Origin of the sequence: Rhodanobacter thiooxydans LCS2 (genome assembly GCF_000264375.1) — a bacterium.
GTDB lineage: Bacteria > Pseudomonadota > Gammaproteobacteria > Xanthomonadales > Rhodanobacteraceae > Rhodanobacter > Rhodanobacter thiooxydans.
Window position 1 is genome coordinate 12205 of record NZ_AJXW01000004.1, and the last position, 24673, is coordinate 36877.

A 24673-nucleotide genomic window follows, 5' to 3' on the forward strand; every position below is an offset into this window, starting at 1 on the left:
CGATCGAAGCCGAAACCCGCTCCCCGCCTCATTGCCTCGATGGTGCCCTATTCCCTATTCCCTATTTCCGATTCCCAGCGCCCATGAGCGACAAACTCTTCCAGTTCCTCAATCTCCCGCGCCAGCCGCCCAAGGCGGTGCCGGTGGCGGTCCGCGTGCTTGGCTACGGCGAGATCAGCGGCGACTTCACGCCGCCGGCGATCACCGGCCAGGCGGAGCGTTGCCTGGATTGCGGCAACCCATATTGCGAGCACGCCTGCCCGGTGCACAACTACATTCCGGACTGGCTGAAGCTGGTGCAGGAGGGGCGGCTGTTCGAGGCGGCCACGCTGATGCACGAGACCAATCCGCTACCGGAAATCTGCGGTCGCGTGTGCCCGCAGGATCGCTTGTGCGAAGGCGCCTGCACGCTGGAGCAGGGTGGCTTCGGCGCGGTGACCATCGGCAGCATCGAGCGTTCGATTACCGACGAGGCGTTCCGCCAGGGCTGGCGCCCGGACCTGTCCGGCGTGGTCGAGACCGGCCGGCGCGTGGCGGTAGTCGGTGCCGGGCCGGCCGGGCTGTCGTGCGCCGACCGGTTGCGCCGCGCAGGCATCGCGGTGGACGTGTTCGATCGGCAACGGGAGATCGGCGGCCTGCTCACCTTCGGCATCCCGCCGTTCAAGCTGGACAAGACGGTGATCTACACCCGCCGCGCGGTGCTCGAAGGCATGGGCGTGCGCTTCCACCTCAACGTGGAGATCGGCCGCGACATCGCGTTCGAACAGTTGCTGGCCGACTACGACGCGGTATTCCTCGGCACCGGCGCCTACACCTTCGTCGACGGCGAGCTGCCCGGGCGCGAGCTGGAGGGCGTGCACGACGCGCTGCCGTTCCTGGTCGCCAACGCCGAGCGCCTGCTCGACGACCGGCCGGTGCCGCCCGCGCTCGACCTCAACGGCAAGCACGTGGTGGTGCTCGGCGGCGGCGACACCGGTATGGACTGCAACCGCACCTCGGTGCGCCTGGGCGCTGCTTCGGTCACCTGCGTGTACCGGCGCGGCGAGGCCAGCATGCCCGGCTCGCGGCGCGAGGTCGGCTACAGCCGCGAGGAAGGCGCGGGTTTCCTGTTCCATCACCAGCCGCTGGCCCTGCTCGGCGAGCAGGGCCGGGTGCGTGGCGTGCGCCTGGTGCGTACCGAGGTGGGCCGCGACGCGGACGGTCGCGCGCGGCTGCAGCACGTCGAGGGCGGCGAAACCGAGCTGCGTGCCGACGTGGTGATCCAGGCGTTCGGCTTTCGCCCCAGTCCACCCGCGTGGTGCGCCACACACGGGATCGCGCTGGATGCCGGCGGCCGTATCCTGGCCAGTGGTGAGGGTGCGCTGCCGTTCCAGACCGGCCACCCGAAGATCTTTGCCGGCGGCGACAACATGCGCGGCGCCGACCTGGTGGTGCGCGCGGTGCACGACGGGCGCGAGGCGGCCGCGTCGATCGCGCGGATGCTCGGCGAGCTTCCGCTGGAAGCGATGGCCTGCGTGGCGTAAGTTCCGCGCATGTGCCTGATTGCCTTCGCCTGGAATGCGCACCCGCGCTGGCGCCTGCTGCTGGCCGGCAACCGCGACGAGTTCCACGCGCGTCCCAGCGCGGCGCTGGCGCGCTGGGACGATGCGCCGATCGTCGGCGGGCGCGACCTCGAAGCCGGTGGCACCTGGCTGGGCGTCACCGACGATGGGCGCTGCTGCGTGGTGACCAACGTGCGCGACCCGCGCGACCCGCAACTCGGCGCCTCGCGCGGACTGCTGGCTACCGACTTCCTGCGCGGCGACGCCGATGCCGCCACGCATGCGCAACAGCTGCTGCGCACGGCCGCCGACTACCGGCCGTTCAACCTGCTCACCTTCGACGCGCACGCCGCGTTCTACCTCGGCAACCGACCCGAGTCGCGTGCGCAGGCGGTGAGCGCCGGCGTGCACGGCCTGTCCAACGCCGACTTCAACACGCCATGGCCGAAGACCCGCACGCTGATGCAGCGCCTGCAGCAGTGGATCGACGCTGGCGACGACACGGATTTCGCGCCACTGTTCGAGGCGCTTGCCGATGAACGGCGGGCGCCGGACGCGCAGTTGCCCGACACCGGGGTGGGACTGGAGCGCGAGCGCCTGCTGTCGCCGGCGTTCATCCGCGGCGAGCAGTACGGCACCCGCGCCAGCACCGTGGTGGCGATCGGCCGCGACGGCGGCGGGGTGATCGTGGAGCGCCGCTTCGGGCCGAACGGCCGCTACCACGGCCAGACCTTGCTGCGCTTCGGCGCGTCGCCGACCGCCACCGACTGACGCCGTAGGCCTACGTGCTGCCGCGTGCCCCGCCGCCTGACCGTCGTGCGGTGTGTCGGCTAGCTTCGCCGACGCCATCCACGGAACGGAGCGTCGCATGCGCACGATCTGCCTGTTGCTGCCGATGATCGTGCTGGGCCTCGGCCCCGTGCACGCGGCCGCTTGCCCGGACTGGTCGCCGGCGCGGGCGCGGCAGGAGCTGGCCGCGCTGCATGACCGGCTGGACGGCTGGAACCATGCGTACCGCGTCGAAGGCCAATCACCGGTGAGCGATGCGGTTTACGACCAGGCGATGCAGCGTCTCGCCGGGTGGCAGCGTTGTTTCCCCGCGCAGGCATCGGCGGCGTTGGCGCAGCTCGCCGACGCCGGCGGCCAGGTACGTGCGCCGGTGGCGCAGACCGGCCTGGCCAAGCTGCCGGATGCCGCCGCAGTCGGCGCCTGGATGCACGCGCACGGCGACCGCGACCTGTGGGTGCAGCCGAAGGCCGACGGCGTGGCGGTCACCCTACTGTACGTTGACGGCCAGTTGCGCCAGGCGAGCAGCCGCGGCGACGGTGTGCACGGTTCGGACTGGATGCGGCTGGCGCAGGCGATCGATGCGATTCCCAAGAGCCTGCCCCATGCGCCGCCGCGCGTGGTGCTGCAGGGCGAGCTGGTCTGGCACCTGCCCGGTCACGTGCAGGCCGATGATGGGGGCGCCAACGCGCGCTCGGCGGTGGCCGGCGCGCTGGCGCGCAGCACGCTGGACGCCGGCAGCGCCGCGCAGATCGGCCTGTTCGTGTGGGACTGGCCCAGCGGCCCCGCCGACATGCCGGCACGGCTGGCCGGGCTGGCGGCGATGGGGCTGGCTGACAGCGTGGCGTACACGCAGCCGGCGACCACGCTGGACGAGGTGAAGCGCTGGCGCGCGCGCTGGTATCGCCACGCCATGCCGTTTGCCACCGACGGCACGGTGCTGCGCCAGGGCCATCGGCCGCCGGCCACGGACTGGCAGGCAGTTCCGCCGGACTGGGCGGTGGCATGGAAGTATCCGGCCGCTTCGGCGCTGGCCGAAGTGCACGCGGTGGAGTTCACCGTGGGCCGCAGCGGCCGCATCACCCCGGTGCTGGAACTGGAGCCGGTGCAACTGGACGACCATCGCGTGCAGCGGGTCAGCGTCGGTTCGTTGAAGCGCTGGCGCGAGCTCGACATCCGCCCCGGCGATCAGGTCGAGGTGGTGCTGGCCGGGCTGACCATTCCGCGCCTGCAGTCGGTGGCGTGGCGCGCGCAGCAGCGAGTGGCTGTGACGCCGCCCGATCCGGCGGCACACGACGCGCTCAGCTGCTGGTCGCCGATGCCCGGCTGCGAGCAGCAGTTCCGCGCACGGCTGGTGTGGCTGGGTGGTCGGCAGGGTCTGCAACTGGAAGGGTTGGGCGCGGATACCTGGCAGGCCTTGATCGACGCCGGGCTGGTGCATGACCTGCTGGACTGGATGGAGCTCACGCCGGAACAACTGGCGAGCGTGCCCGGCCTGGGCGCCAGCCGCGCGGCGCTGCTGGCGCGCAGCTTCGCCGCGGCGCGCGAGCGTCCGTTCGCGCGCTGGCTGCAGGCGTTGGGCGCGCCCTCCAACGTGGCGGGCGGGCTGCCCGACTGGGCCGCGCTGAGCGCGCGCGGAGCGGACGATTGGCAGACGCTGGAGGGCATCGGCGCCGGCCGCGCGAACCAGCTGGTGGTGTTCTTCGCCTGTCCCGAAGTTCGCGCGCTGGCCGCGCGACTGCGGGCGGCCGGCGTGCAGGGTTTCTGAGCGTCAGCTCTTCAGCTCGCCGTCGTGGTAGTACCAGCGGCCATCCTCGCGTACGAAGCGGCTGGTCTCGTGCTGGCGCTGCGCGCGGCCGCCGCCGAGCCGGTAGCGGGCGACGAACTCCACGATGGCATGGTCGTCGTCGACGCGTTGCTGGCGGCGCACTTCCAGCCCCAGCCAGGTCGGTGGCGGCTGCTGCGCGGCCAGCCGCAACGAGGCCGGGCGGGTGTCGGCGTGCCAGCTGGCCAGCAGATAGTCCTCGCGCTTGAGCACGTAGGCGCTGTAGCGCGAGCGCATCAGTTGTTCGGCGGTGGCGGCGGTGGCGCCGTCGTGCAGCGGCCCGCAGCACTGGCTGTAACCGGCCGGGTTGCCGCAGGGGCAGGGGGTCAGCGTGTCGATCGACTTCATGCCGCCTTTGTACCCGGTTCGGCGGTGGCGTGCAGGTGTGCCGTGCAGGCGGAGGCTCAGCCGTGGCGGCGCCACACGCGGCAGCGGTTGTTGGCCGGCATCGCCACGTCGTCAACCAGCGCGAAGCCTGCCGCCGCGGCCAGCGTATCCACCGCCTCGGCGTCGCGGATGCCCATGTGCGCGCCGCGCGCCTTCAGCGATGCGTCGAACGCGGCGTTGCTGTCGCTGCTGTAGTGGCCCTGCCGGTTGAACGGGCCATAGATCGCCAGCACGGCATCGCCAGTGGTGACCGCGGGCAAATGCGCGAACAGCTGCTGCACCTCGGGCCACGCCATGATGTGCAGGGTGTTGGCACTGAACACCGCGTCGAACGGGCCGGGCGGCCAGGCGCTGCCGACGTCCAGTGCCAGCGGCGGCGGGGTGTTCGGCAGCGTCGCCTCGTCCAGCCAGGCGCGAATGCCGGGCAGGTTTTCCGCGCGGTCGGAGCTTTGCCAGCTCAGCCGCGGCAGCGCCGCGGCGAAATGCACCGCGTGCTGGCCGGTGCCGCTGCCGATCTCCAGCACGTGGCGGCGGCCGGCGAAATGTTCGCGCAGCACGCCGAGGATCGGGTCGCGGTTGCGTTCGCAGGAAGGCGAGTAGGGTTTTTCGGCCATGCTCAGCGCAGCGGCAACTGGCCGCTTTCCTCATTGCGGGCGATTTCGGCGCGGCGGATCATCTGCTGTACTGCCGGCACCGCATGGACCGGAACGAGCGCGACTTCGGGATGATCGTGCGCGAAGACGCGGAACACCTCGTCCGCAAAAGCCTGGCCGATGCTGGTTACCGCATCGAAGTCCAGCACCACGGTACGGAACCGCTCCACCCGCTGCATCAGGCGTTTGGCCTGCGAACGCGACACCAGGTTTTCGTCACCGACCCGGGCCAGTCTCACCGGTACCACCGTCTTGGCGAAGGTGTAGTCGTCGGGCCCGCCGGAGTACTGGTCGAAAACCTCCTTGGCCGTCCTGGTGGTGTCGGTGCGGATTTCCATCAGCACGGTCGTACCGTGGCGGAACTGGTGCATGTCGGTGTCGAACAGCGGGTCATCGTCCTGCCCGTCAGCATGGTCGAAGACCAGATCGCCGGAAGCGATCCGGAAGCGGTCGAACATGCGCGAAGTGAAAAACACGCCTTCGCCGGAATGGCGCCGTGGATCGGTGGTCAGCTTTCCCTTGGAAAGTTCGAGCAGGGCCAGTCGTTCGTCGGGAAGATCCAGCGCACGGGTGATCTTGCGGAAGATGCCGATGCCGTCGTCCGCGACCATCATCGCGACCCGGTGGGCATTGCGGTCGACGTGGACCGTGAGGTGTTTCCCTTCGGAGTGGTCGATCGCGTTGTTCACCATTTCGGTCAGGCCGTGGTGACAGATGTCGAAGATGTTCGCGGGCAGGCCTGACAGCAGGGGCGCGACGTCGCTCGACCACACGCGGTCCTCGGCCAAGCCACGGAGTGCATGGCGGAAACCCGCACGTCTGGAGTTTCCGGGGCGGTAGGTCGGACGTGTCGTACCGGCCTTGGCAAGATAGCCGTCTCCGATCAGCGCGCGTACGCGCGTGGCGACGGCCGCGCGGCTGAGCCCGAGCTTTCCGGCGACGATCCGGACGAGATCGTCCGGGTGTTTTTGCACCAGGCGCAGCAGGGTTGCGTCGATTTCCGCCGAACGGCTGGGTCGGGCCATGCCGGCACTGTAAAGTAACTCACGCCGATTGGAAAGTTACTCTTCCGGATTGTAAAGTTTGCGCGCGGGTCAGACCGGGCGCCCACGCAGCATGCGCGCGGGCAGCATCAGCAGGGCGCCGAGGAAGGCGAACACGGCGCTTACCGTGATGCCGACCAGCCGCAGCGGCAGCAACAGCAGCCACACGATCGGGTAGAGCACCAGCGCCAGCAGCGCGAGTGGCCAGCAGAACACCAGCAGCAACAGCCAGAGCAGGAAACCAGCCATGCGGTGACCCTCGCGGAGGGGTGGGGTGGATACTGACTTTAGCGCAGCGCGACACCCGCGCGCAGGTGACTCTCGGCACCCCCGCACCGCAAGTTCACGCCATCGGGTTCACGCCGATCAATGCCAGATGCAGCCACAGCGCGAACACGGCCCAGCCGGCGATGCCGATCACCAGCGCCAGCAGGTCACCGGCCAGAGTGCCGGCCGGATAGACCGCGCCAGCGGCGCGATCGCGTCGGCGCGACACGATGAACAGCAGCACGGCCCACAGCAGGAATGCGCCGAACAGCAGCACGTCGTGCAGCATGCCGGTAGCCAGCAGGTGACCCACCGCCCAGATCTTCACGCCCAGCAGCATCGGATGGCCGAACTTCGCCTTGAGATGGTTGCGCGGGATGTACGCGGCCGCCACCAGCACGAAGGCGAGCAGGGCGAACAGCGCGTTGAGGTGACGCAGCCACAGCGGCGGCACGTACAGCGGCACGGGATGCTGCCTTGCCAGGCCGAAGCCGTACACGATCAGCACCAGGCCGATGATCGAGATCAGCGAGTAGATGCCTTTCCAGCCCAGTTCGCCAAACCGCGCCCGCTGCCGGTTGCGCCAGTCGTCGGCGAAGATGCGCAGCGAGTGGATGCCGAGAAAGATCAGCAGGCCGAGGATCAGCACGGGCATGGCGGGACTCCGGTGGCGACGGCAAGCGCCGACTATAGATGGCTGCAGTGCGGCGCCATAGTGACAATCGTCAGGTGACGGCTTCGACCCGCACGACCAGCGCCAGTGCGCCCGGTTGCAGGTCCAGCGTCGCGGCAGCGGACGCCGGCAGCCAGGCGTCACCCGCGTGCAGCCTGCCGTCGACGCTGTCGATCGCGCCGCGCGCGCAGTACACCAGCATGGTTGCAGTGTCCGTCATCTGCGTTCCCGCCTTCTGCCATACGTCGACTGCGCCGCGCACGCGGCCGCGGCGCAGCATCAGGTTGAAGTCGCGGGTGGGGCCGCCGGCCAGCGTCACATCCACTCTTGCCTCGCCGGGGAACGCGAATGGCGCGAACGGCGTGGTCAACGCGTGCGTGCGCGCGCCGTCCAGCGTCATCGTGAAGCCGTCGCCGTCGAGCAGCACGATCACCCGGTCGATGCCGGGGAAGCTGGAGAACGGCGCGGCGCTGTCGACCTCGGCCACGCTGACCCGCCACAGGAAATCGTCCATGCCGGCGCCAGACGGCTGGACGGCTATTTCGCGCGTGCGACCCAGGCCGTTCTTCCACGGCTGCGGCGGGCGGTCGGCCAGGCGGATGATCATGCGGTCCTCTCGATGACGCGCCGGAACGGCGGCAGTGCCTTCAGCATGCCGCTGCCGTAGCGCTTGGTGACCACGCGGCGGTCCAGCAGCACGATGCGGCCATGGTCGCTCTCGTTGCGGATCAGGCGACCGCAGTACTGGGTGAGCAGGCGGGTGGCCTCCGGGATGCTCACTTCAATGAAGGGATTGCGCCCGCGCGACTCCAGCCATTCGGCATAGGTGGCGCCGACCGGGTCGGTGGGCACGGCGAACGGCAGCTGGGTGATCACCACCGTCTCGCACAGCTTGCCCGGCAGGTCGAGGCCTTCGCCGAACGAGGCCAGCCCGAACAGCGTGCTGCCCTTGCCGGCTTCGATGTCGGCGCAATGCTCGGCGACCAGCTGCGACTTGCCCAGCGAACCCTGCGCGCGCACCTTGCGCACCTGCGCGATCGGCAGCTTCTGCAGCACGCGGTCGAGCTTGGCGCGCGAGGTGAACAGCACCAGGTTGCCGGCGTCCCAGTCCAGGTTTTCCGCCAGCCACTCGCTGATTTCCTCCGCGTGCGCCTCGCGTGCGTCGGGCAGCGTGCGCATCGAGGGCACTTCGAGCCGCGCCTGCGCGGACAGGTCGAACGGCGAGGGCAGGCTGAGCGTCAGCGCGTCGTCGGGCAGGCCCACCGCATCGGCGAAGTTGCGGAAATTGCCGCCGGCACTCAGCGTGGCCGAGGTCAGCAGCACGCCGCTGGCGTTGCCCCACAGCACCTCGCGCAGCAGGCCGGCGGCGGATACCGCCGAGGCGTGGCAAACCAGTTGCTGATCGGCGCCCAGGGTGATCCAGCGCGCCAACGGCGGCGCGTCATCCGGATCGTCCGCCGACCAGGCGCGCCAGCAGGCGGCCTGCCGGCCGATGCGTTCCAGCGCGATGCCCAGCTCGCGCGACAGCGCCTCCTGGGTCGGCCCGCCGTCGGTCATCTCCACCACCGCGCGGCGCACCGCGCCCAGCCAGCGCTGCACCTCGCCGGTGAGCAGGCTGAGCGCCCGCGCCTGTTCCACCCACGGCTCGGGCAGCTGGCCGAGCGAGCCGCGGTACATCGGCTCGGTTTCGGCCGGGTCAGGCAGCCAGCTGAGGCGGATGGCTTTCTCCAGTTCTTCCAGCGCGTCGCTGAGTTCCTGCAGCCTGGCGTCGCCGGCGTCCAGCGTGAGCCGGCCCAGGCTTTCCTTGTCGGTCAGCGAGTACGCCGCGTGCACCTGGCGACCGAGCCGGCTCAGCTGGCGCACGCTGGCGGTCATGTGGACCTCGGCCGCACCGCGGTCGACCGCTTTGCCCGGCAGGTGGTGGGCTTCGTCGAACACGTACAGCGTCTCGTCCGGGCGCGGCAGGATCACCCCGCCCCAGCCCGGCTCGGCGCCGCCGTCGGCCTCGCCCGGCATGGTGAGGTCGGCCAGCACCAGGTCCTGGTTGGCCACGATGATCTCGGCGTCGTCCACCGCGCGGCGCGCGACGAAGAACGGGCAGACCATGAACTGGCCGCACTTGCGGTTGGTGCAGCCGCCGGCGCTGGTGGTGATCATCGGGCGCAGCAACTCGCTGACCGGCTCCGGCGCGCTGTCCATGTCGCCGTCCCACTCGCGGCGGTCGAACGCGTCGCGCAGCTTCGCCAGCGCCTGCTTGTCGCGCGGCTGCGGCGGCTTGTCCCACAACAGCAGGTCCGCCTCGAACCCGGCCAGGCCCAGCTGCGCGTCGTGGATGCTGTTGGCCGCCATCAGCAGGTTGCGCGGGCACAGGTAACGGCCGCGGCCCTTGGCCAGCGCCACCTTCGCCTCGATGCCGTTGAGCCGGAGGTAGAGCGGGATGTCACGCTGCACCAGCTGTTCCTGCAGCGCCACGGTGGCGGTGGCGATCAGCAGCTTTTTCTTCTGGAAGCGTGCCACCTCGACGCCAGCGATCAGGTAGGCCATCGACTTGCCGGTGCCGGTGGGCGCCTCGACCGCCGCTACGCCGCCGGCGCGGGCGAACGCCTTGGCCGTCTCGGCGATCATGCGCCCCTGCGAGGCGCGCGCGCGGAAGCCGGGCAGGCCGTCCTTCAGTCGTGCGTAGGCGGTGCGGATGGCGTCCTTGGTGGTGTCGGTAAGCATGGATGGAAGCGGGGACCTGCGCTGCGGATGACGCCGAAACACGGCGGCGCCGACTCATGGCGTTGGCCAGCCGGACGCGATGGGGCAGTTTATCGGTATTGCGTGTTGGCCCGCATGGGGGCAGGCTCGCCATGTCCGATGCCGGCGTTGCCGCGGGGTTTCGACCGGGGGCCGTCCGCCGGCGTTGGCGGGCGCGGGCTTGGGGATTCGATGAAGGATGCCGATGCCATGGAAGCGGGGCCGCCGCAAGGTGGATCGCTGCAGCTGAGCTGGCTGGCCCGGCTGATCGGCACGCATGCGCCGGAAGAGGTGGCTGCGGCGATCGCCGACCTGGTGCAGGCGCGTCCGGGCTGCGTTGCTGCCAGCGTGCGCTGGGGGCAGGGCGAGGTCGTTGCCGCGCAAGGCCGCCCGCCGATGTCGTTCGCGCCGGCCGATGCGTCGTGGCTGGTGGCGGCCGCCCGCACGGCCGGGCCGTTGCGGCACCCGGACGGGCGACGTGTGGCGGTTCGCCTGTGCACACAGCCCGACGTGGCACTGCTGTTGCTGGAATGGCAGCCCGGCCATGCCGACGAGCGCCTCCTCGCGGAGCTGGAAACGCCGCTGCGACTGGCCGGCCAGCACCTGCGCTGGGCCTTGGAGTGGGCCGAGCTGAAGGATTCGCACGAGCAGCTCGAACGCTCGGAGAACCTGCAGCGTGCGCTGTTCGCGATCTCCGACCTGGCCGGCTCCGAGCGCGACATGCCCGACCTGCTGCGCGGCATCCACGCCATCGTCAGCACGCTGATGTATGCGGAGAATTTCTTCATCGTGCTGCATGACGCCGTGCAGGACACGATCCGCTTCCTGTACTTCGTCGACGAGCAGGAGCCGGTCCCCCCGGGCGGCGGCCAGGACATGCCGCTGGGCGCGATCGAGCACACGCTGACTTGGTACGTGATGCGCGACGGCAAGGCGCGCATGGGCAATGCCGAGGAGCTGCGCCGCCAGGTGGTGGGGCCGGTGACCCTGATCGGTCCGGACAGCTACGACTGGCTCGGCGTGCCGCTGCTGCGCGACGGTCAGCCGCGCGGCGCGCTGGTGGTGCAGAGCTATTGCCGCGACATCGGCTTCACCGACGAGGACCTTGCCCTGCTGGAGTTCGTCGGCAGCCACATCCTCACCGCGCTGGAGCGCAAACAGGGCAAGGACGAACTGGAGCAGCGGGTGCAGCGGCGCACGCTGCAGTTGGCCGAAGCGAACCGCGGGCTGCAGCAGGAGATCGTCGAGCGCCAGCGCGCCGAGCACCTGCAGGCCGCGCTGTTCCAGCTCGCCGAGCTGGCCACCGAGGACATCGACCAGGGCACGTTCTACCGGCGCGTGCATGCGGTGGTGGCCGAGCTCCTGAACGCGCAGAACTTCTTCATCGGGCTGCTCTCCGACGACCGGCTCAAGCTGACCTTTCCCTACTCGGTGGACGCGGTGCTGGCGCCGCCGGCCGAACGCGTGCTGACCCGCGGCCTGAGCGAATATGTGATGCGCCTGGGGCGCGCGCTGCGGGTGGACAACGCGGACATCGAGGAACTCGAGCAGCGCGGCGAGATCGCGCCGGGGCGGATGAGTTCTCCCGCGATGTACTGGCTCGGCGTGCCGTTGATCGTGGCCGACGAGGTCATCGGGCTGGTTGCCGTGCAGAGCTACCGCGCCGACGTGGTGTACGGTGCGGCCGACCAGGAGCTGCTCAGCTTCGTCGCCTCGCAGGTCGCCAACAGCCTCACCCGGCGCCGCTCCGCCGAGTCGCTCCGGCGTGCCTACGAACAACTGGAACAGCGGGTGGAAGAGCGCACGCTGGCCCTGCGCAGGGAAATCAGCGAACGCGAGCGCATGCAGGACCAGCTGCGCCATCAGGTCATGCACGACGCACTCACCGGGCTGCCGAACCGCGGCTACCTGCGCGAGCGCATCGACCGCGCACTGGACGCCATGCGGCGTGAGCCGCAGCACCCCTGCGCGCTGCTGTACCTAGACGTGGACCGCTTCAAGATCATCAACGACAGCCTGGGCCACCTGGCCGGCGACGAGGTGCTGAAGGAGGTGGCGCGGCGCCTGGCCGGCTGCGTGCGCCATCCGGATCTGGTGGCGCGGCTGTCCGGTGACGAGTTCGCGATCCTGCTGGAACAGGACGAACTGCCGTGGGCGGCCACCGCCGTGGCGCAGCGCGTGCTGGACGCGCTGGACGCGCCGATGCCGGTGGCCGGCAAGGAACTGCCGGTAACCGCCAGCGTGGGCATCGCGATCGGCGACGCCCGCTACGCCACCGCCGATGAGCTGCTGCGCGATGCCGACATCGCGCTGTACCGGGCCAAGCAGCTGGGCCGCAAGCGCTACGAGTTGTTCGACGAGCGGCTGGCGCAGAACGTGGTCGACGTGCTCGCGCTGGAAGGCGAACTGCGGCAGGCGCTGGCACAAGGCTTGTTCGAGCCGTACTTCCAGCCGATCTGCGCGCTCGACGGCAGCGGGCGCACGCTTGGCTACGAGGCGCTGATCCGCTGGAACCATCCGCAACGCGGCCTGCTGCGGCCAGGCGACTTCCTGAGGATCGCCGAGGACAGCGGGCTGATCGAGACGATCGACTGGCACATGTTCGAGCTGAGTTGCCGGCTGCTGCTGCAGCACGGACGTGACGACAGCTTCATGACGGTGAACGTGTCGGCGCTGCACCTGCGCCATGCGCATTTCGACCGGCGCCTGGTCCAGCTGCTGGAACGTACCGGGCTGCCGCCGCAGCGGCTGGTGCTGGAAGTCACCGAGGGCGCGCTGCTGGACAATCCCGAGCATGTGCGCGCCACGCTGGAGCGCCTGCGCGCGATCGGCATCGGCGCGGCGCTGGACGATTTCGGCACCGGCTACTCCTCGCTCAGCTACCTGCACTCGCTGCCGCTGCGCATCCTGAAGATCGACCGCGCGTTCGTGCAGGAACTGGACAAGGACGCCAACACCTCCAGTACCACCGTGGTGGCGGCGATCCTGGCGCTGGCGCGTGCGCTCAGCATCCAGGTGATCGCCGAGGGCATCGAGACGCCGTCCCAGCGCGATGCGTTGATGGCGATGGGCTGCGAAATGGGCCAGGGCTACCTGCTCGGCCGCCCGGCGCCGATCGCGCAGTGGCGGGCGCCGGGCAGCGTCGGCGCATGAGCGGTTCTAGGCGCCGGCGGCGATCTGCCGCAGCGCCTGCTCGAACGTCTCCGGTGGCTGTCCGCCGGAAATCAGGTGCTGGCCGTTGACGATGGTGGCCGGCACCGAGCGGATGCCGCGCGAGGTGAAGAACTGCTCCTGCGCGCGCACTTCGTCGGCAAACTCGTCGCCAGCGAGGATTTGTCGCGCGCGTTCGCCATCCAGCCCCGCTTCGACGGCCAGCCGCACCAGCGTGTCGTGCGCGCCCACGTCCTCGCCGTCGGTGAAATAGGCGCACAGCAGGATCTGCTTCAGTACCAGCTGGCGACCTTCCAGCCCGGCCCAGTGCAGCAGCCGGTGCGCGTCGAAGGTGTTGTAGACGCGCTTGCGCCGCTCCATGTCGAAGGTGAAGCCGAGCGCCGCGCCGCGCTCGCGGATCATTTCCTGGTTCGCGGCGATCTGTGTGGCTGAACTGCCGTACTTGTGCACCAGATGCTCGACCGCATCCTCGCCTTCCGCCGCCATCTGCGGGTTCAGCTCGAACGGCTGGAAATGGATCTCGGCGCTGATCTCGCCGTCCAGCTTCGCCAGCGCCTGCTGCAGCGAAGCCAGCCCGATAGCGCACCACGGGCAGGAGACGTCGGAGACGAAGTCGATGCGGACGGAAGCGGGCTTGGTCATGGGTTGTCTGCCGAAGCGGGAGAGGTGCAAAAGATGGGGGCGGCACAAGTCTCTTCAATCCGTCGCGTCAGGCGTACGGCGGCGCACGTCGCACGGGATGAGATACCAGCGATTACACTGAAGGTTTCCCGGACAGACCCCAGGTCCGGGCGATTCTTGCAGCTACCAGCGGGCAGGTACATGTCACATCGTCGAATCATCCACCAGATTCCGTCCGGCGCGGGCGGGGTTGCCTTTGGACATTCGGTGTCGCGATGAAAACCCGCGCACGCATTGCTACCTGGCAGCGGCTGCGCCAGCAGCCCACCTGGAAACTTCTGGCGGCGGACAACGCGCCGCTGATTGGCGCCCTGCTGCAGGCGCTGCTACTCGATGGCGAACGCCAGTTGCCGGCCTCGCTGCTGCACGAGCGGCTGGCGCGCGAACTGGACGAATTGCGCACGCATGGCCACGCGGCGCCGCGCGCGGCGCAGGCCTACGTGGCCGAATGGCTGGCGGCCGGCTGGCTGGAGCGGCGCTTTCCCGCCGGGGCCAGCGAGGAACAGTACGAGCTGACCGCGCCGGCGATCGCGGCGCTGCGCTTCCTGGGCAGCCTGGACGCAAGCCGCAGCGTGGCCACCGAGAGCCGGCTGGCGCTGGTGATCCAGCAACTGGTGCAACTGGCGCGGCAGACCGATGCCGACCCGCACAGCCGCCTGGGCGAACTGCTCGCCGAGCGCGAGCGCATCGATGCGCAGATCGCCGCGGTCAGCGAGGGCCGGGTCGACGTGCTGGACGACACCCGCGCGCTGGAGCGAGCCCGCGAGGTGATCGCGCTGGCCGACGAGTTGGCGGAGGATTTCCGCCACGTGCGCGACGATTTCCAGCAGCTGGATCGCGAGTTCCGCGAACGCATCATCGACGACGAGCGCCAGCGCGGCGAGATGCTGGAGGCGCTGTTCGCCGGCGTCGACGTGATCGCCGAAAGCGAATCCGGGCGCAGTTTCGACGCGTTCTGGCGGCTGCTCACCGACGCCGAGCAGAGCGGCCAGCTGGAAGCGGCGGTGGACGCGGTGACCAGCCGCCCGTTTGCCCGCGCGCTGGACCGGCGCGAACGCAGCTTCCTGCTGCACCTCACCCGTACCCTGCTCGATCGCGGCGGCCACGTGCACGACGTGCTGCAGCATTTCGCGCGCAGCCTGAAGGGCTTCGTGCAGAGCCGCGCCTACCTGGAACAGCGCCGCCTGCACCAGTTGCTGAAACAGGCCCAGGCCGAGGCGCTGAAGCTGCGCGACCGAGTACGCAGCAACCAGGGCATCGACTACACGCTGACCCTGAGCAGCGCGCGGCTGCATTCGCTGTCGCGCTGGCGGCTCAACGATCCGCGCACCGGCCAGGTCGACGGCAGCATCGTCCGCGCCGACGGCGCGGCGATCTCGCTGGACAGCGTGGGCGAGCTGGTGGCGCAGTCGGAGATCGACTTCCGCAGCTTGAAGCAGCGCGTGCGGGCGTTGCTGGCCGAGCGAGCGCAGTGCTCGGTCGGTGCCGTGCTCGAACACTATCCGGCCGAACAGGGCCTGGGCAGCGTGGTCGGCTACGTCGCGCTGGGCAGCCGCCACGGCATGCTGGTGGCCGATCGCCACGAATCGGTGAGCTGGCGCGGCGAGGATGGCCGCGAACGCCGTGCGCGCATTCCCCTGCTGTACTTCCTCAAGGAAAAACGCGATGAACTGGTCTGAAGACAGGGACGAACCGACCCCGGAAAACCCGTTGCCGGAAAGCGTGGGCGATCCCGCGCTGTTTCCCGGCGACAGCGGCAGCCTGCCGTTCGGGGCGCGCCGCGTGCTGTGCCAGTTGCTGGCCGGCCCCAGCGTGGACGCCGAGCGCCATGCGCTGCTGTGGCCGGTGCTGCTGCGCGAGGAAACCGCCATCCGCGCGCGCCTGAGCGACTTGTTTCTGGAACTGGTGCTCGACCGCGACCTGCGCGTGGCCTTCGTGCGCCAGGCCGACACCGGCGAGCTGGAAACGCCGACCCTGCTGCGTTCCAGTCCGCTTACCTTCATCGACTCGGTGCTGCTGCTGGCCCTGCGCCAACGCCTGGCCGAGGCCGAGGCGCACGGCCAGCGCGCCGTGGTGGAGGAGGACGAACTGCATGCGCAACTGGCCGTGTACGAACCGCCGCAGGGCACCGACCGCGCCGGCTTCGTCCGGAAGCTCAACGCAGCCATCGAGAAGATGAAGAAGAACAACGTGCTGCAGCCGATCCGCGGCAGCGAGGGTCGCCACGAGGTATCGCCCACGCTGAAGCTGCTGTTCTCCGCCGAGGACGTGCAGGCGCTGGGTGCGGTCTATCGCGAGCACCTGGCCGGCCGGCATGGTGGCGCGGACGTGGAGAGCGAGGAGGACGAGGAATGAAAAAGTCCGATGGCGCTCCTACCCTGTTCCTGTCCGACCTGCCCACGCCGCGCGAGGAGCAGTTCCGCATGCGCCGCCTGCAGGTACTCAACTGGGGTACCTTCTCCGGCCTGCACGAGGTGCCGATCGCCGAGCGCGGCTTCCTGTTCGTTGGCCGTTCCGGCTCGGGCAAGTCGACCCTGCTCGACGCGATGTCGGCGTTGCTGGTGCCGCCGGCGCTGGTGGATTTCAACGCCGCCGCGCGGGAGGCCGAGCGTAGCGGTCGCGACCGCTCGCTGGTGTCCTACGTGCGCGGCGCCTGGGCCGACCGCCACGACGACGATTCGGGCGAGGTCGCCACCCAGTACCTGCGTCGCGGCGCCACCTGGTCGGCGCTGGCGCTGGAATACCGCAACGCGCTGGGCCGCTGCGTCACGCTGGTGCGGTTGCTGTGGATCCGCGGCAACAGCTCCAGCGCGGCCGACGTGCAGAAGTATTTCATCATCGCCGAGCGGCCGTTCGACCTGGCGACGGAACTGGCCGGCTTCGACCTGGACATCCGGCGCCTCAAGCAGCGCATTTCCGATGTCCACTATCACGAGACTTTCAGCGCCTACGCCGAACGCTTCCGTCGCCTGCTAGGCATCGGCAACGACACCGCGCTGCGCCTGCTGCACAAGACCCAGTCGGCGAAGAACCTGGGCGACCTCAACCATTTCCTGCGCGACTTCATGCTGGAGCGACCGGAAACCTTCACCGTAGCGGAACGGCTGGTGGCCGAGTTCGCCGAACTGGACGAAGCGCACAAGGCGGTGGTCACCGCGCGCGAGCAGATCGAAACCCTGCGCCCCGCACGCACGGCGCACGACCGGCTGATGGACGTGCGCCGCGAACGCAGCGAACTGGACGAGCTGCTGGCCGGCATGGACGGCTACCGCGAGCGCCGGCGGCTGCGCCTGCTCGACGCGCGGCTGGCCGAGCTGGACACGCTCGACCGCGGCCTCGAAGGCGAGGAGGGCCGCCGTCAACAGACATGGGAACAGCACCAGCGTGAACTGGGCGACCTGCAGGCACGCCACCGCGAACAGGGCGGTGACCGCATCGAACAACTGCAACGCGACCACGACAGCGTGTCGCGCGAGCGCGATGCCTGCCTGCGCCATCGCGGCGTGGCCGAGAGCGCGTGCCGGCAACTGGATTGGCAGCTCGCCGCCAGCCCGCAAGGTTTCGCCGAACAGCTCGCCGAGGCGCGCCGCCTGCTCGATGCCGGCCAGGACGCCGCCGCCAGTGCCGACCAGCGCATGCTGGAACTGGGCATGCAGAAAAAGCAGGCCGAGCTTGATTTTGCCAGGGCACGTGCCGAGATCTCCGCGCTGGAAAAGCATCCGTCGAACGTTCCCGAATACATGCAGACCTTGCGCAGCCGGCTGTGCGCCGCGGTGGGCCTGGCCGAGACCGCGCTGCCGTTCGCCGGCGAGCTGATCCAGGTACGCGCGGACGAAGCGGCGTGGAGCGGCGCGATCGAACGCCTGCTGCACGGCTTCGCGCTGTCGCTGCTGGTGGACGAGCGGCATTACGCCAAGGTGGCGGCGTGGGTCGACGCCACCCATCTGGGCGGCAAGTTGGTGTACCACCGCATCGGCGCTGCGGATGGACTGAACGTGTCCGCGCCGCCACCACGCTCGCTGCTGTACAAGCTAGAACTGGCGCCACATGCACACCAGGAATGGCTGCACGCGGAACTGCTGCGCCGCTACGACTACGCCTGCGTGGACAGCGTGCAGGCGCTGCAGCGCAGCGATCGCGCGATCACCGCACAAGGCCAGATCAAGCACGGCCGCAGCCGCCACGAGAAGGACGACCGCCACGCCGTCGACGATCGTCGCCAGTGGGTGCTGGGCTTCGACAATCGCGACAAGCTGGCGCTGTACAAGGCCGAAGCTGGCGCGTTGGCGCAGCAGATTGCCGATGCCGACCATGCGATCGCGGCGATCCACGTCGAGCGCAGGCAGCGGGCCAGCCACGCCGCCGCCGCGCAGTCGCTGGCCAACCTGCGCTGGAGCGATATCGACGTCGCTCCGCTGCTCACGCGGCTGGATGCCATCGCAATCGAATTGGGCGAGTTGTCCGAAGCCAATGTGACCCTGCGCGACCTGGGCGAACGCATCGCCACGAAGGAAAAACAAGTTACTTCAGCGCAGCGCCTTCTGAATGACGTGCGCGTCGAACGCGATGGTCATAGGCGCGAACACGAACGGCTGGACAAGGAGCGCGCCCGCTGCGTCGACGACGTGGCGGCCAAGCCGCTGACGCCGCTGCAGCAGCAGGGCCTGGACGCGCGCTGCGAAGCCGGCGCGGCGTTCACCCTTGGCAATCTGGCCGAGCGCACGCTTGTGATGGAGCGTGCGCTGAACCAGGGCATCGGCACGCTGGAGACCGAGGCCGGTGCGCAGTCCCATCGCATCGTCAGCGGTTTCGAGGCGTTCCGCCGCCGTTGGCCGCAGGATGCCGGCGACGTGCAGGCCGATCTGCAGAGCGCGGCGGATTTCTTCGCCCGGCTGGAGCGGCTGGAACGCGACGGCCTGCCGGCCCACGAGGCGCGTTTCTTCGACATGCTGCGCACGCAGAGCGGGCAGAACCTGGTGGCGCTGCAGACGCACATCGCGCAGGCACACAAGGCGATCCGCGCACGCATGGAAGACGTCAACGCCAGCCTGGAGAAAGTGCCGTTCAACCGCGGCAGCGTCCTGCAGATCCGGCCCGAGGATCGCCGCCTGCCCGAGGTGATCGAGTTCCGCCAGCAGCTGCGCGACGTGCTGGCGCACCAGCGCACCGACGACCGCGAACGCGCCGAGGCGCAGTTCGAAGGCCTGCGCAAACTGGTCGCCCGGCTGGCCTCGACCGACCCCGAGCACAAGCGCTGGCGCGAACAGGTGCTGGACGTGCGCCTGCACGTGGAGTTCATCGGCGAGGAACGCGATGCGGTGAGTGGCGAGCAGTTGGAGGTCTACCGCAGTGGCGCCGGCAAGTCCGGCGGCCAGCGCCAGAAACTGGCCACCACCTGCCTGGCCGCCGCGCTGCGCTACCAGCTGGGCGACGAGGACGGCGGCGTGCCGCAATACGCGGCGGTGGTGCTGGACGAAGCGTTCGACAAGGCCGACAACGAATTCACCGCGATGGCGATGCGCATCTTCGAGAACTTCGGCTTCCAGATGATCGTGGCCACGCCGTTGAAATCGGTGATGACGCTGGAGCCGTTCATCGGTGGTGCCTGCTTCGTCGAGATCAACGGGCGCCACGACTCCGCCGTGCTGATGATCGAATACGACGCCGCCAGCCAGCGGCTGGACCTGCCCCGTAGTGTGCCCGGGGGCGACGATGCGCAGCCCTGAGCAGGCGGTCGCCCTGCTGCGCGGCCAATGGCCGCGCCAAGCCGGTGATTGGCTGGGCGGCAGCGGCGAGTGGCCGCTGCGTGTATTGCTGGCGGTCCCGGGTGAAAAGCAGGCCAGCGCGCACTGGGTGGCGTTCGAGGCGTGGCGATCGGCGTGGAAGAGTTGGCCGGGCGGTGAGGTGATTTGGATCGAGCGGCGCTGGCCCCTGCTCGGTCGCCAGGTGGTGCCGGAAGCGCTGTTGCTGCCCGACGCGAATGCACTGGCCGCCCTGCTCGGCGAAACCGTGCGCTGGCAGCGTGCCTGTGCGCGGTTCGCGACGTGGACGCAACGCTGGCCATCGCTGGCCACCGGGCTGCGCCGCCAATACCTTTTGCTGGCCGACACCGGGGAAACCGAGTTCATCCGCCTCGGCGACATGCTGGCGTGGCTGCAGGCACACCGTGCGTCGAACCTGTTCGCCCGCCAGTTACCGGTGGCCGGGCTCGACAGCAAGTGGCTGGAGACCCGTACCGGCTTGCTCGGCGACTGGCTACGCACACTGGCCGATCTGCCCCGTGACACCGATTTCTGGCGAGCCAGCGGCTTGCGCCGCGAGCCCGATCGACTGCGCCTGCGCGTGCTCGATCCCGCCTTGCGCGCCCGCGCTGGCGGCCTGGGTGACATCCATGCGCCGTTCGACCAGCTGGCTGCGCTGGCGTTGCCGGCGCGCCGCGTGTTCATCGTCGAAAACAAACAGACCGGCCTGGCCTTCGACGACCTGCCCGGCGCCGTGGTGCTGATGGCGCGCGGTTATGCGGTCGATCGCCTGCATGAACTACCGTGGTTGCGTGCTGCCGATGCGGTGCATTACTGGGGCGACCTGGACACCCACGGCCTGGCCATCCTCGGCCACCTGCGCGGCCACCTGCCGCAAGTGCGGTCGCTGCTGATGGACGAGACAACCCTGCTGGCCCATCGCGCGCTGTGGGTGACCGAACCGCAACCGCACCGCGCCGACGCGATCGAGTACCTGGATACCCCCGAGCAGGCGCTGTACCGGGACCTGCGCGGCGACCGCTGGGGCGTGCGCGTGCGGCTGGAGCAGGAGCGGATTGGCTGGGATGTGGCGTGGGCGAACATTCGTTCAATGGCAAGCGGATGAGTGGTTCGATCCGATGTGTCGGACGGCGGAGTGATGGTTCTGCCGCGTGAGCGGAATCCTGCGAATCCACCCTTGTAGGAGCCCGCTGGCGGGCGGTGCTTCTGCTCTTGCGAATCCCGAATCCCGGCCCAGAAGTATCGCCCGCCAGCGGGCTCCTACGGCAGCGGGTGGGGATTGGAGTCGCGTGACAGACATGAGCCATCGCGCTCATTGAACGTTATTTCGTGTCAATCATCGTGGCCGGGGAATTGCGCAAGCCGGCCGCCTTTCTCGCGAGCGCTGTCGGCGAGCAGGGCTGGCAGGGATTGCAGGATCGGATGATCGAGGCCGTCGTCACGCATGCGTCGAGCCAGCTCGCTGGCATGATCGGGCAAGGCCTCGGCCATGCCGGCAATGCGCGCCAGCGCCGGTTCGATATCCACACGCGCGTCGCGCAGCAGCGTTTCCCAGTGGTGCCGGCGGATGTCGCGCAGGCGGTAGGTGCTGCCGATTTTCATCGCCATCGCCAGTTTGTCCTGGCGCAGCGCCGGGTAGGGAAGCGCGCTGCCCAGGTCGTACAGCGGCGCCAGGCGAACGCGGCCGCCGCGACCAAACAACAATGCGTGGTTCTTCGCGTGTGCATCGGTGCCGGCGATCAGCCAGTTGAACGCCAGCGCATCGATGAAGGTATCCACGTCTTCGGAAGGGGCGCTGGAATGGGTGCGCAATACGTCGATGATGGCTAGCGGGCCGGGGCCGCTATCGCTCTGGTATTTGCGTGTTGGCGAAACAGCAAGTGCCTGGCACAGGTCTTCCTGATGTACGCGTAGCAGTCGGCCCTGATGCTCGATACGATCGAAACGGGCCACCACGATGGCGGGCTCGCCGTCGAACCGGTGCAATTCGGACTGCGCCGCCGGCAGGCCGAGCCGGCGGGCCAGGGCGAGGCAGAAATGTTCGTTCTCGGCGTGACCATCGAACGCGGCGGTCGCCGGCTTCAGGATGTGCGTGGTGGGTGTGCGCCCGGCGGGCACGCCCCAGCGGCCATCGCGCCGCAGCAGCGCCGTCTTCGGTTGCGCGCCGGCAAGGCTGAACTGGCCGTGGTCGGTGGCGCGGCGGGTGGCGGAAGGGTCGTGTCGCAGGACGCGCAGGCGTTCGCCGATCTCGGTTTCGTCCAGCCAGCCGATGTCATCGACGACTTGATCCTGCAGCGCGGACAGGCGCCCGGTTGGCACGAACTGCACCGCACCGGCGCAATCCTCCCCGATGTGCGTCAGCAGGCCGAACGCGTTGCGAGCGGAGACGTGGAACCGGCTGGCCCAGTGCGCCAGGGTCTGCTCGTTGTTGGGCAGCAGCCCCCACAGGAAGGCGTCGATCACGGCATGCGGATGCGTCGCTCGTACCAACGGCATGGACAGCGACAGCGGCAGGGCGTCAGGATGCCGGCGCCACGCGTCCGCATAGTCGAAACGCAAGCGGCCGCTGCGTTCGCGGGCGACGGTGCCAATGGCCGTGCCGTCCATCATGGCGACCAGCGTGTCGACCGTCACTGCGGCGGCTGCCGTGCGGCGTCGATGATGGCGTCGATGTCGATATCCGGCGTATCGGCGACGCGACCATAGGAAGGTGTTGCCAAGCCGGTTTGCAGCGGGTTGTCGAGCGTGTTGAGGGCACGCAGCACCAGGCCCATTTCCGCGCGTGGCTTGCCGCGCTCGACCTCCGCCACCCATTGCCGGCTGACACCGATGCGGCGGGCCAGCTCAGCTTGGCCAAGCCCGGCCTTCTTGCGGCTCTCTCGCAGCAGGGCGCCGATGTCCTGCGAGGTTCGGATGAACATGATGGCCTCGGAGTCGCCGTACGGCGACATTACGAAATGTCAGCGATCGTTGACAATATAGCTATGTCGTCGCTCGTTGACAATATCCGACAGGCTTCAGTTTTTCATGATGTTTCGAACTATGGCCTCGGCCACCTTGATGCCATCCACGGCGGCAGAAAGGATGCCGCCGGCGTAACCGGCGCCTTCGCCGGCGGGATAGAGGCCGCGGATGTTGAGGCTTTGCAGGCTGTCGTCGCGCGTGATCCGCACCGGCGAGGAGGTGCGCGTCTCGACGCCGGTGAGGATCGCGTCATGCATCGCGTAGCCGCGCAGCTGCCGCTCGAATGCGGGCAGCGCCTCGCGGATCGCGGCGATCGCGTAGTCGGGCAGCGCGCTGTCGAGATTGCCGAGAGTCACGCCCGGTTGGTACGAAGGCTGCACGTCGCCGAATTCACGCGAGGCGCGGCCGGCGAGGAAGTCGCCGACGAGTTGCGCGGGCGCGTTGTAGTTTTCGCCGCCCAGCACATAGGCCTGGCTTTCCAGCGCGCGCTGCAGCGCGATGCCGGCCAGCGGGCTGCCGCTGGCATCGAACGGCGCGAAGTCGGCGGGCTCGATGCCGACCACCACCGCAGCGTTCGCGTTGCGCTCATTGCGCGAGTACTGGCTCATGCCGTTGGTGACCACGCGGCCGGGTTCGCTGGTGGCGGCCACCACGGTGCCACCGGGACACATGCAGAAGCTGTAGACCGAACGCCCGCGTCCGCCCTGAATTCCTTTGCCGTGATGCACCAGCTTGTAGTCGGCCGCGCCGAGGATCGGGTGACCGGCCTGCGGGCCGAAGCGGGCGCGGTCGATCACCGACTGCGGATGCTCGATGCGGAAGCCGATCGAAAAGGGTTTCGCTTCCAGATGCACGCCGCGTGCATGCAGCATCTCGAACGTGTCGCGCGCGCTGTGGCCGAGCGCCAGCACCACGTGGTCGGTACGCAGCTGTTCGCCGCTGGGCAGGGTGACGCCGCGCACGCGGCGCTCGCCACTGGCGTTGGTGTCGATCAGCAGATCGTCCACGCGCTGGCTGAAGCGGATCTCCCCGCCCAGCGACTCGATCGTGGCGCGCATGTTCTCCACCATCGAGACCAGGCGGAAGGTGCCGATGTGCGGCTTGCTGACGTAGAGGATCTCCTCCGGCGCGCCGGCCTCGACGAATTCGGTGAGTACCTTGCGGCCGTGATGCTGCGGGTCGCGGATCTGGCTGTGCAGCTTGCCGTCGGAAAACGTGCCGGCGCCGCCCTCGCCGAACTGCACGTTCGATTCCGGGTGCAGCTGGCGCTTGCGCCACAGGTCCCAGGTGTCCCTGGTGCGCTCGCGCACCTGCTTGCCGCGGTCGAGGATGATCGGGCGCAGACCCATCTGCGCCAGGATCAGTCCCGCGAACAGCCCGCAGGGGCCGAAGCCGATCACCAGCGGGCGGTGTTCGATCCGCGGCGGCGCCTTGGCCACGAAGTGGTAGCTGGTGTCCGGCGTGGCTTGCACGTGCGCATCGTCGGCAAAGCGCTTGAGCAGCTCGGCCTCGCGCGGGGTGTCGATGTCCAGCGCGTAGATCAGCACGATTGCGCCGCGCTTGCGGGCGTCGTAGCCGCGGCGGGCGATGGTGTAGCCGGTGAGTTCAGTGGCGCCGATGTCCAGCCGCCGGAGGATCGCGGCGCTGAGCGCGGCCTCGCCGTGGTCGAGCGGCAGCTTGAGGTCGGACAGTCGCAGCATGGGAGCCCGGTGGGGTCGATCGGCGAGGGGCGCTGGCCCGGTGGACTATTGTCGATGCGACGTCGCGTGCCCGACAAGGAGCTCCGGCCTGCGACATCCTGTCTGCGACCAAGGGCGGTGCCAATGCGGGCGGCGCGGCCCGAAAGTGACCCGTTGGGTCAGTTCAGGCCGCCAGCATGGTCAGAATTTGTTCGCCCGTGGCGCGCGGGTGCAGCAGCAGGTACTGCGGGCGCCGGTTGCGGTCGTGCCGGCGGGCGGCGACGACGCACGGCTCGCCGTCGGCGGCGGTGACGCACAACGGGGCCGGGCGGCGCCCGTCCCACGGGTGACGCAGCACCAAGCCGTGCTGCGGGCCACCGACGATGATGCACTTGATCTGTTCCATGACGTTTGCTCCGGGAAAGGGGGATGTGGGGGAGTTGCTTCCCCTTCCTGCAGGACACAGGCCATGGGCCGACCGCAAAATGTGCTTTGCATCACA

General features: G+C 69.3%; 20 protein-coding genes. 8 read left to right on the forward strand and 12 right to left on the reverse strand.

Annotated features, from left to right (window positions below):
- Positions 1-83: 83 nt before the first annotated feature.
- The 3 genes from UUA_RS01425 (at position 84) to ligB (ending at position 4095) form a co-directional block, all read left to right on the forward strand.
- Positions 84-1523, forward strand: a complete 1440-nt coding sequence (locus tag UUA_RS01425) for an FAD-dependent oxidoreductase (RefSeq protein WP_008433618.1) — start codon at positions 84-86, stop codon at positions 1521-1523.
- Between the two features lie 9 nt (positions 1524-1532).
- Positions 1533-2312 (forward strand): NRDE family protein, encoded by a 780-nt coding sequence (locus tag UUA_RS01430; RefSeq protein WP_008433619.1) that lies wholly within the window; start codon positions 1533-1535, stop codon positions 2310-2312.
- 97 nt (positions 2313-2409) lie between these two features.
- Entirely contained in the window at positions 2410-4095 is a 1686-nt protein-coding gene (ligB, locus tag UUA_RS01435; RefSeq protein WP_008433621.1) for an NAD-dependent DNA ligase LigB, read from the forward strand.
- Positions 4096-4098: 3 nt separating this feature from the next.
- Here the strand turns inward: ligB and UUA_RS01440 are convergent, their stop codons facing one another.
- The 7 genes from UUA_RS01440 to dinG form a co-directional block, all read right to left on the reverse strand.
- Positions 4099-4500, reverse strand: coding sequence for a YchJ family protein (locus UUA_RS01440; RefSeq protein WP_008433623.1), 402 nt, complete (start codon positions 4498-4500; stop codon positions 4099-4101).
- Positions 4501-4556: 56 nt separating this feature from the next.
- Complete coding sequence (locus UUA_RS01445; protein ID WP_008433625.1) at positions 4557-5153, reverse strand: DUF938 domain-containing protein; 597 nt, start codon at positions 5151-5153, stop codon at positions 4557-4559.
- A 2-nt stretch (positions 5154-5155) separates the two neighbouring features.
- The gene (locus UUA_RS01450) at positions 5156-6217 is read right to left on the reverse strand and encodes an ATP-binding protein (RefSeq protein WP_008433626.1); all 1062 of its coding nucleotides are present in this window, start codon (positions 6215-6217) and stop codon (positions 5156-5158) included.
- A 69-nt stretch (positions 6218-6286) separates the two neighbouring features.
- A complete protein-coding gene (locus UUA_RS01455; protein WP_008433628.1) occupies positions 6287-6484 on the reverse strand; it encodes a hypothetical protein in 198 nt (65 codons plus the stop codon).
- A 94-nt stretch (positions 6485-6578) separates the two neighbouring features.
- Entirely contained in the window at positions 6579-7157 is a 579-nt protein-coding gene (locus tag UUA_RS01460) for an NnrU family protein (RefSeq protein ID WP_008433630.1), read from the reverse strand.
- Positions 7158-7227: 70 nt separating this feature from the next.
- Complete coding sequence (locus UUA_RS01465; RefSeq protein WP_008433631.1) at positions 7228-7782, reverse strand: HutD/Ves family protein; 555 nt, start codon at positions 7780-7782, stop codon at positions 7228-7230.
- A complete protein-coding gene (gene dinG / locus UUA_RS01470) occupies positions 7779-9896 on the reverse strand; it encodes an ATP-dependent DNA helicase DinG (RefSeq protein WP_008433633.1) in 2118 nt (705 codons plus the stop codon). Before dinG ends, UUA_RS01465 begins: the two co-directional genes overlap by 4 nt.
- Before the next feature lie 210 nt (positions 9897-10106).
- On the opposite strand from dinG, the gene UUA_RS01475 reads away from it, so the two are divergent.
- Positions 10107-13067 carry a bifunctional diguanylate cyclase/phosphodiesterase gene (locus tag UUA_RS01475; RefSeq protein WP_039953393.1) on the forward strand — a complete coding sequence of 987 codons (2961 nt, stop codon included), beginning with the start codon at positions 10107-10109 and terminating at the stop codon, positions 13065-13067.
- A 6-nt stretch (positions 13068-13073) separates the two neighbouring features.
- On the opposite strand, the gene UUA_RS01480 is transcribed toward UUA_RS01475, so the two are convergent.
- A complete protein-coding gene (locus tag UUA_RS01480) occupies positions 13074-13727 on the reverse strand; it encodes a DsbA family oxidoreductase (protein ID WP_008433637.1) in 654 nt (217 codons plus the stop codon).
- A 254-nt stretch (positions 13728-13981) separates the two neighbouring features.
- Between UUA_RS01480 and UUA_RS01485 the strand changes: the two genes are divergently transcribed.
- From UUA_RS01485 to UUA_RS01500, 4 genes are read left to right on the forward strand one after another with little or no spacing between them, the layout of a single operon-like run.
- Complete coding sequence (locus UUA_RS01485) at positions 13982-15445, forward strand: DUF3375 domain-containing protein (protein ID WP_008433640.1); 1464 nt, start codon at positions 13982-13984, stop codon at positions 15443-15445.
- A complete protein-coding gene (locus tag UUA_RS01490; RefSeq protein WP_008433642.1) occupies positions 15432-16121 on the forward strand; it encodes a DUF4194 domain-containing protein in 690 nt (229 codons plus the stop codon). The genes UUA_RS01485 and UUA_RS01490 overlap by 14 nt, the downstream gene beginning before the upstream one ends.
- Entirely contained in the window at positions 16118-19492 is a 3375-nt protein-coding gene (locus tag UUA_RS01495; protein WP_008433645.1) for an ATP-binding protein, read from the forward strand. Before UUA_RS01490 ends, UUA_RS01495 begins: the two co-directional genes overlap by 4 nt.
- Positions 19479-20633 (forward strand): Wadjet anti-phage system protein JetD domain-containing protein, encoded by a 1155-nt coding sequence (locus UUA_RS01500; RefSeq protein ID WP_008433647.1) that lies wholly within the window; start codon positions 19479-19481, stop codon positions 20631-20633. Before UUA_RS01495 ends, UUA_RS01500 begins: the two co-directional genes overlap by 14 nt.
- A 227-nt stretch (positions 20634-20860) precedes the next feature.
- Here the strand turns inward: UUA_RS01500 and UUA_RS01505 are convergent, their stop codons facing one another.
- The 4 genes from UUA_RS01505 to UUA_RS01520 all read right to left on the reverse strand — a co-directional run bounded on the left by UUA_RS01505 (position 20861) and on the right by UUA_RS01520 (position 24577).
- Positions 20861-22162, reverse strand: coding sequence for a type II toxin-antitoxin system HipA family toxin (locus UUA_RS01505; protein ID WP_008433649.1), 1302 nt, complete (start codon positions 22160-22162; stop codon positions 20861-20863).
- The gene (locus UUA_RS01510; RefSeq protein WP_008433652.1) at positions 22159-22479 is read right to left on the reverse strand and encodes a helix-turn-helix domain-containing protein; all 321 of its coding nucleotides are present in this window, start codon (positions 22477-22479) and stop codon (positions 22159-22161) included. Before UUA_RS01510 ends, UUA_RS01505 begins: the two co-directional genes overlap by 4 nt.
- A 66-nt stretch (positions 22480-22545) precedes the next feature.
- Entirely contained in the window at positions 22546-24192 is a 1647-nt protein-coding gene (locus UUA_RS01515) for an NAD(P)/FAD-dependent oxidoreductase (RefSeq protein ID WP_008433654.1), read from the reverse strand.
- A gap of 163 nt (positions 24193-24355) precedes the next feature.
- Entirely contained in the window at positions 24356-24577 is a 222-nt protein-coding gene (locus UUA_RS01520; RefSeq protein WP_008433655.1) for a hypothetical protein, read from the reverse strand.
- Positions 24578-24673 lie beyond the last annotated feature (96 nt).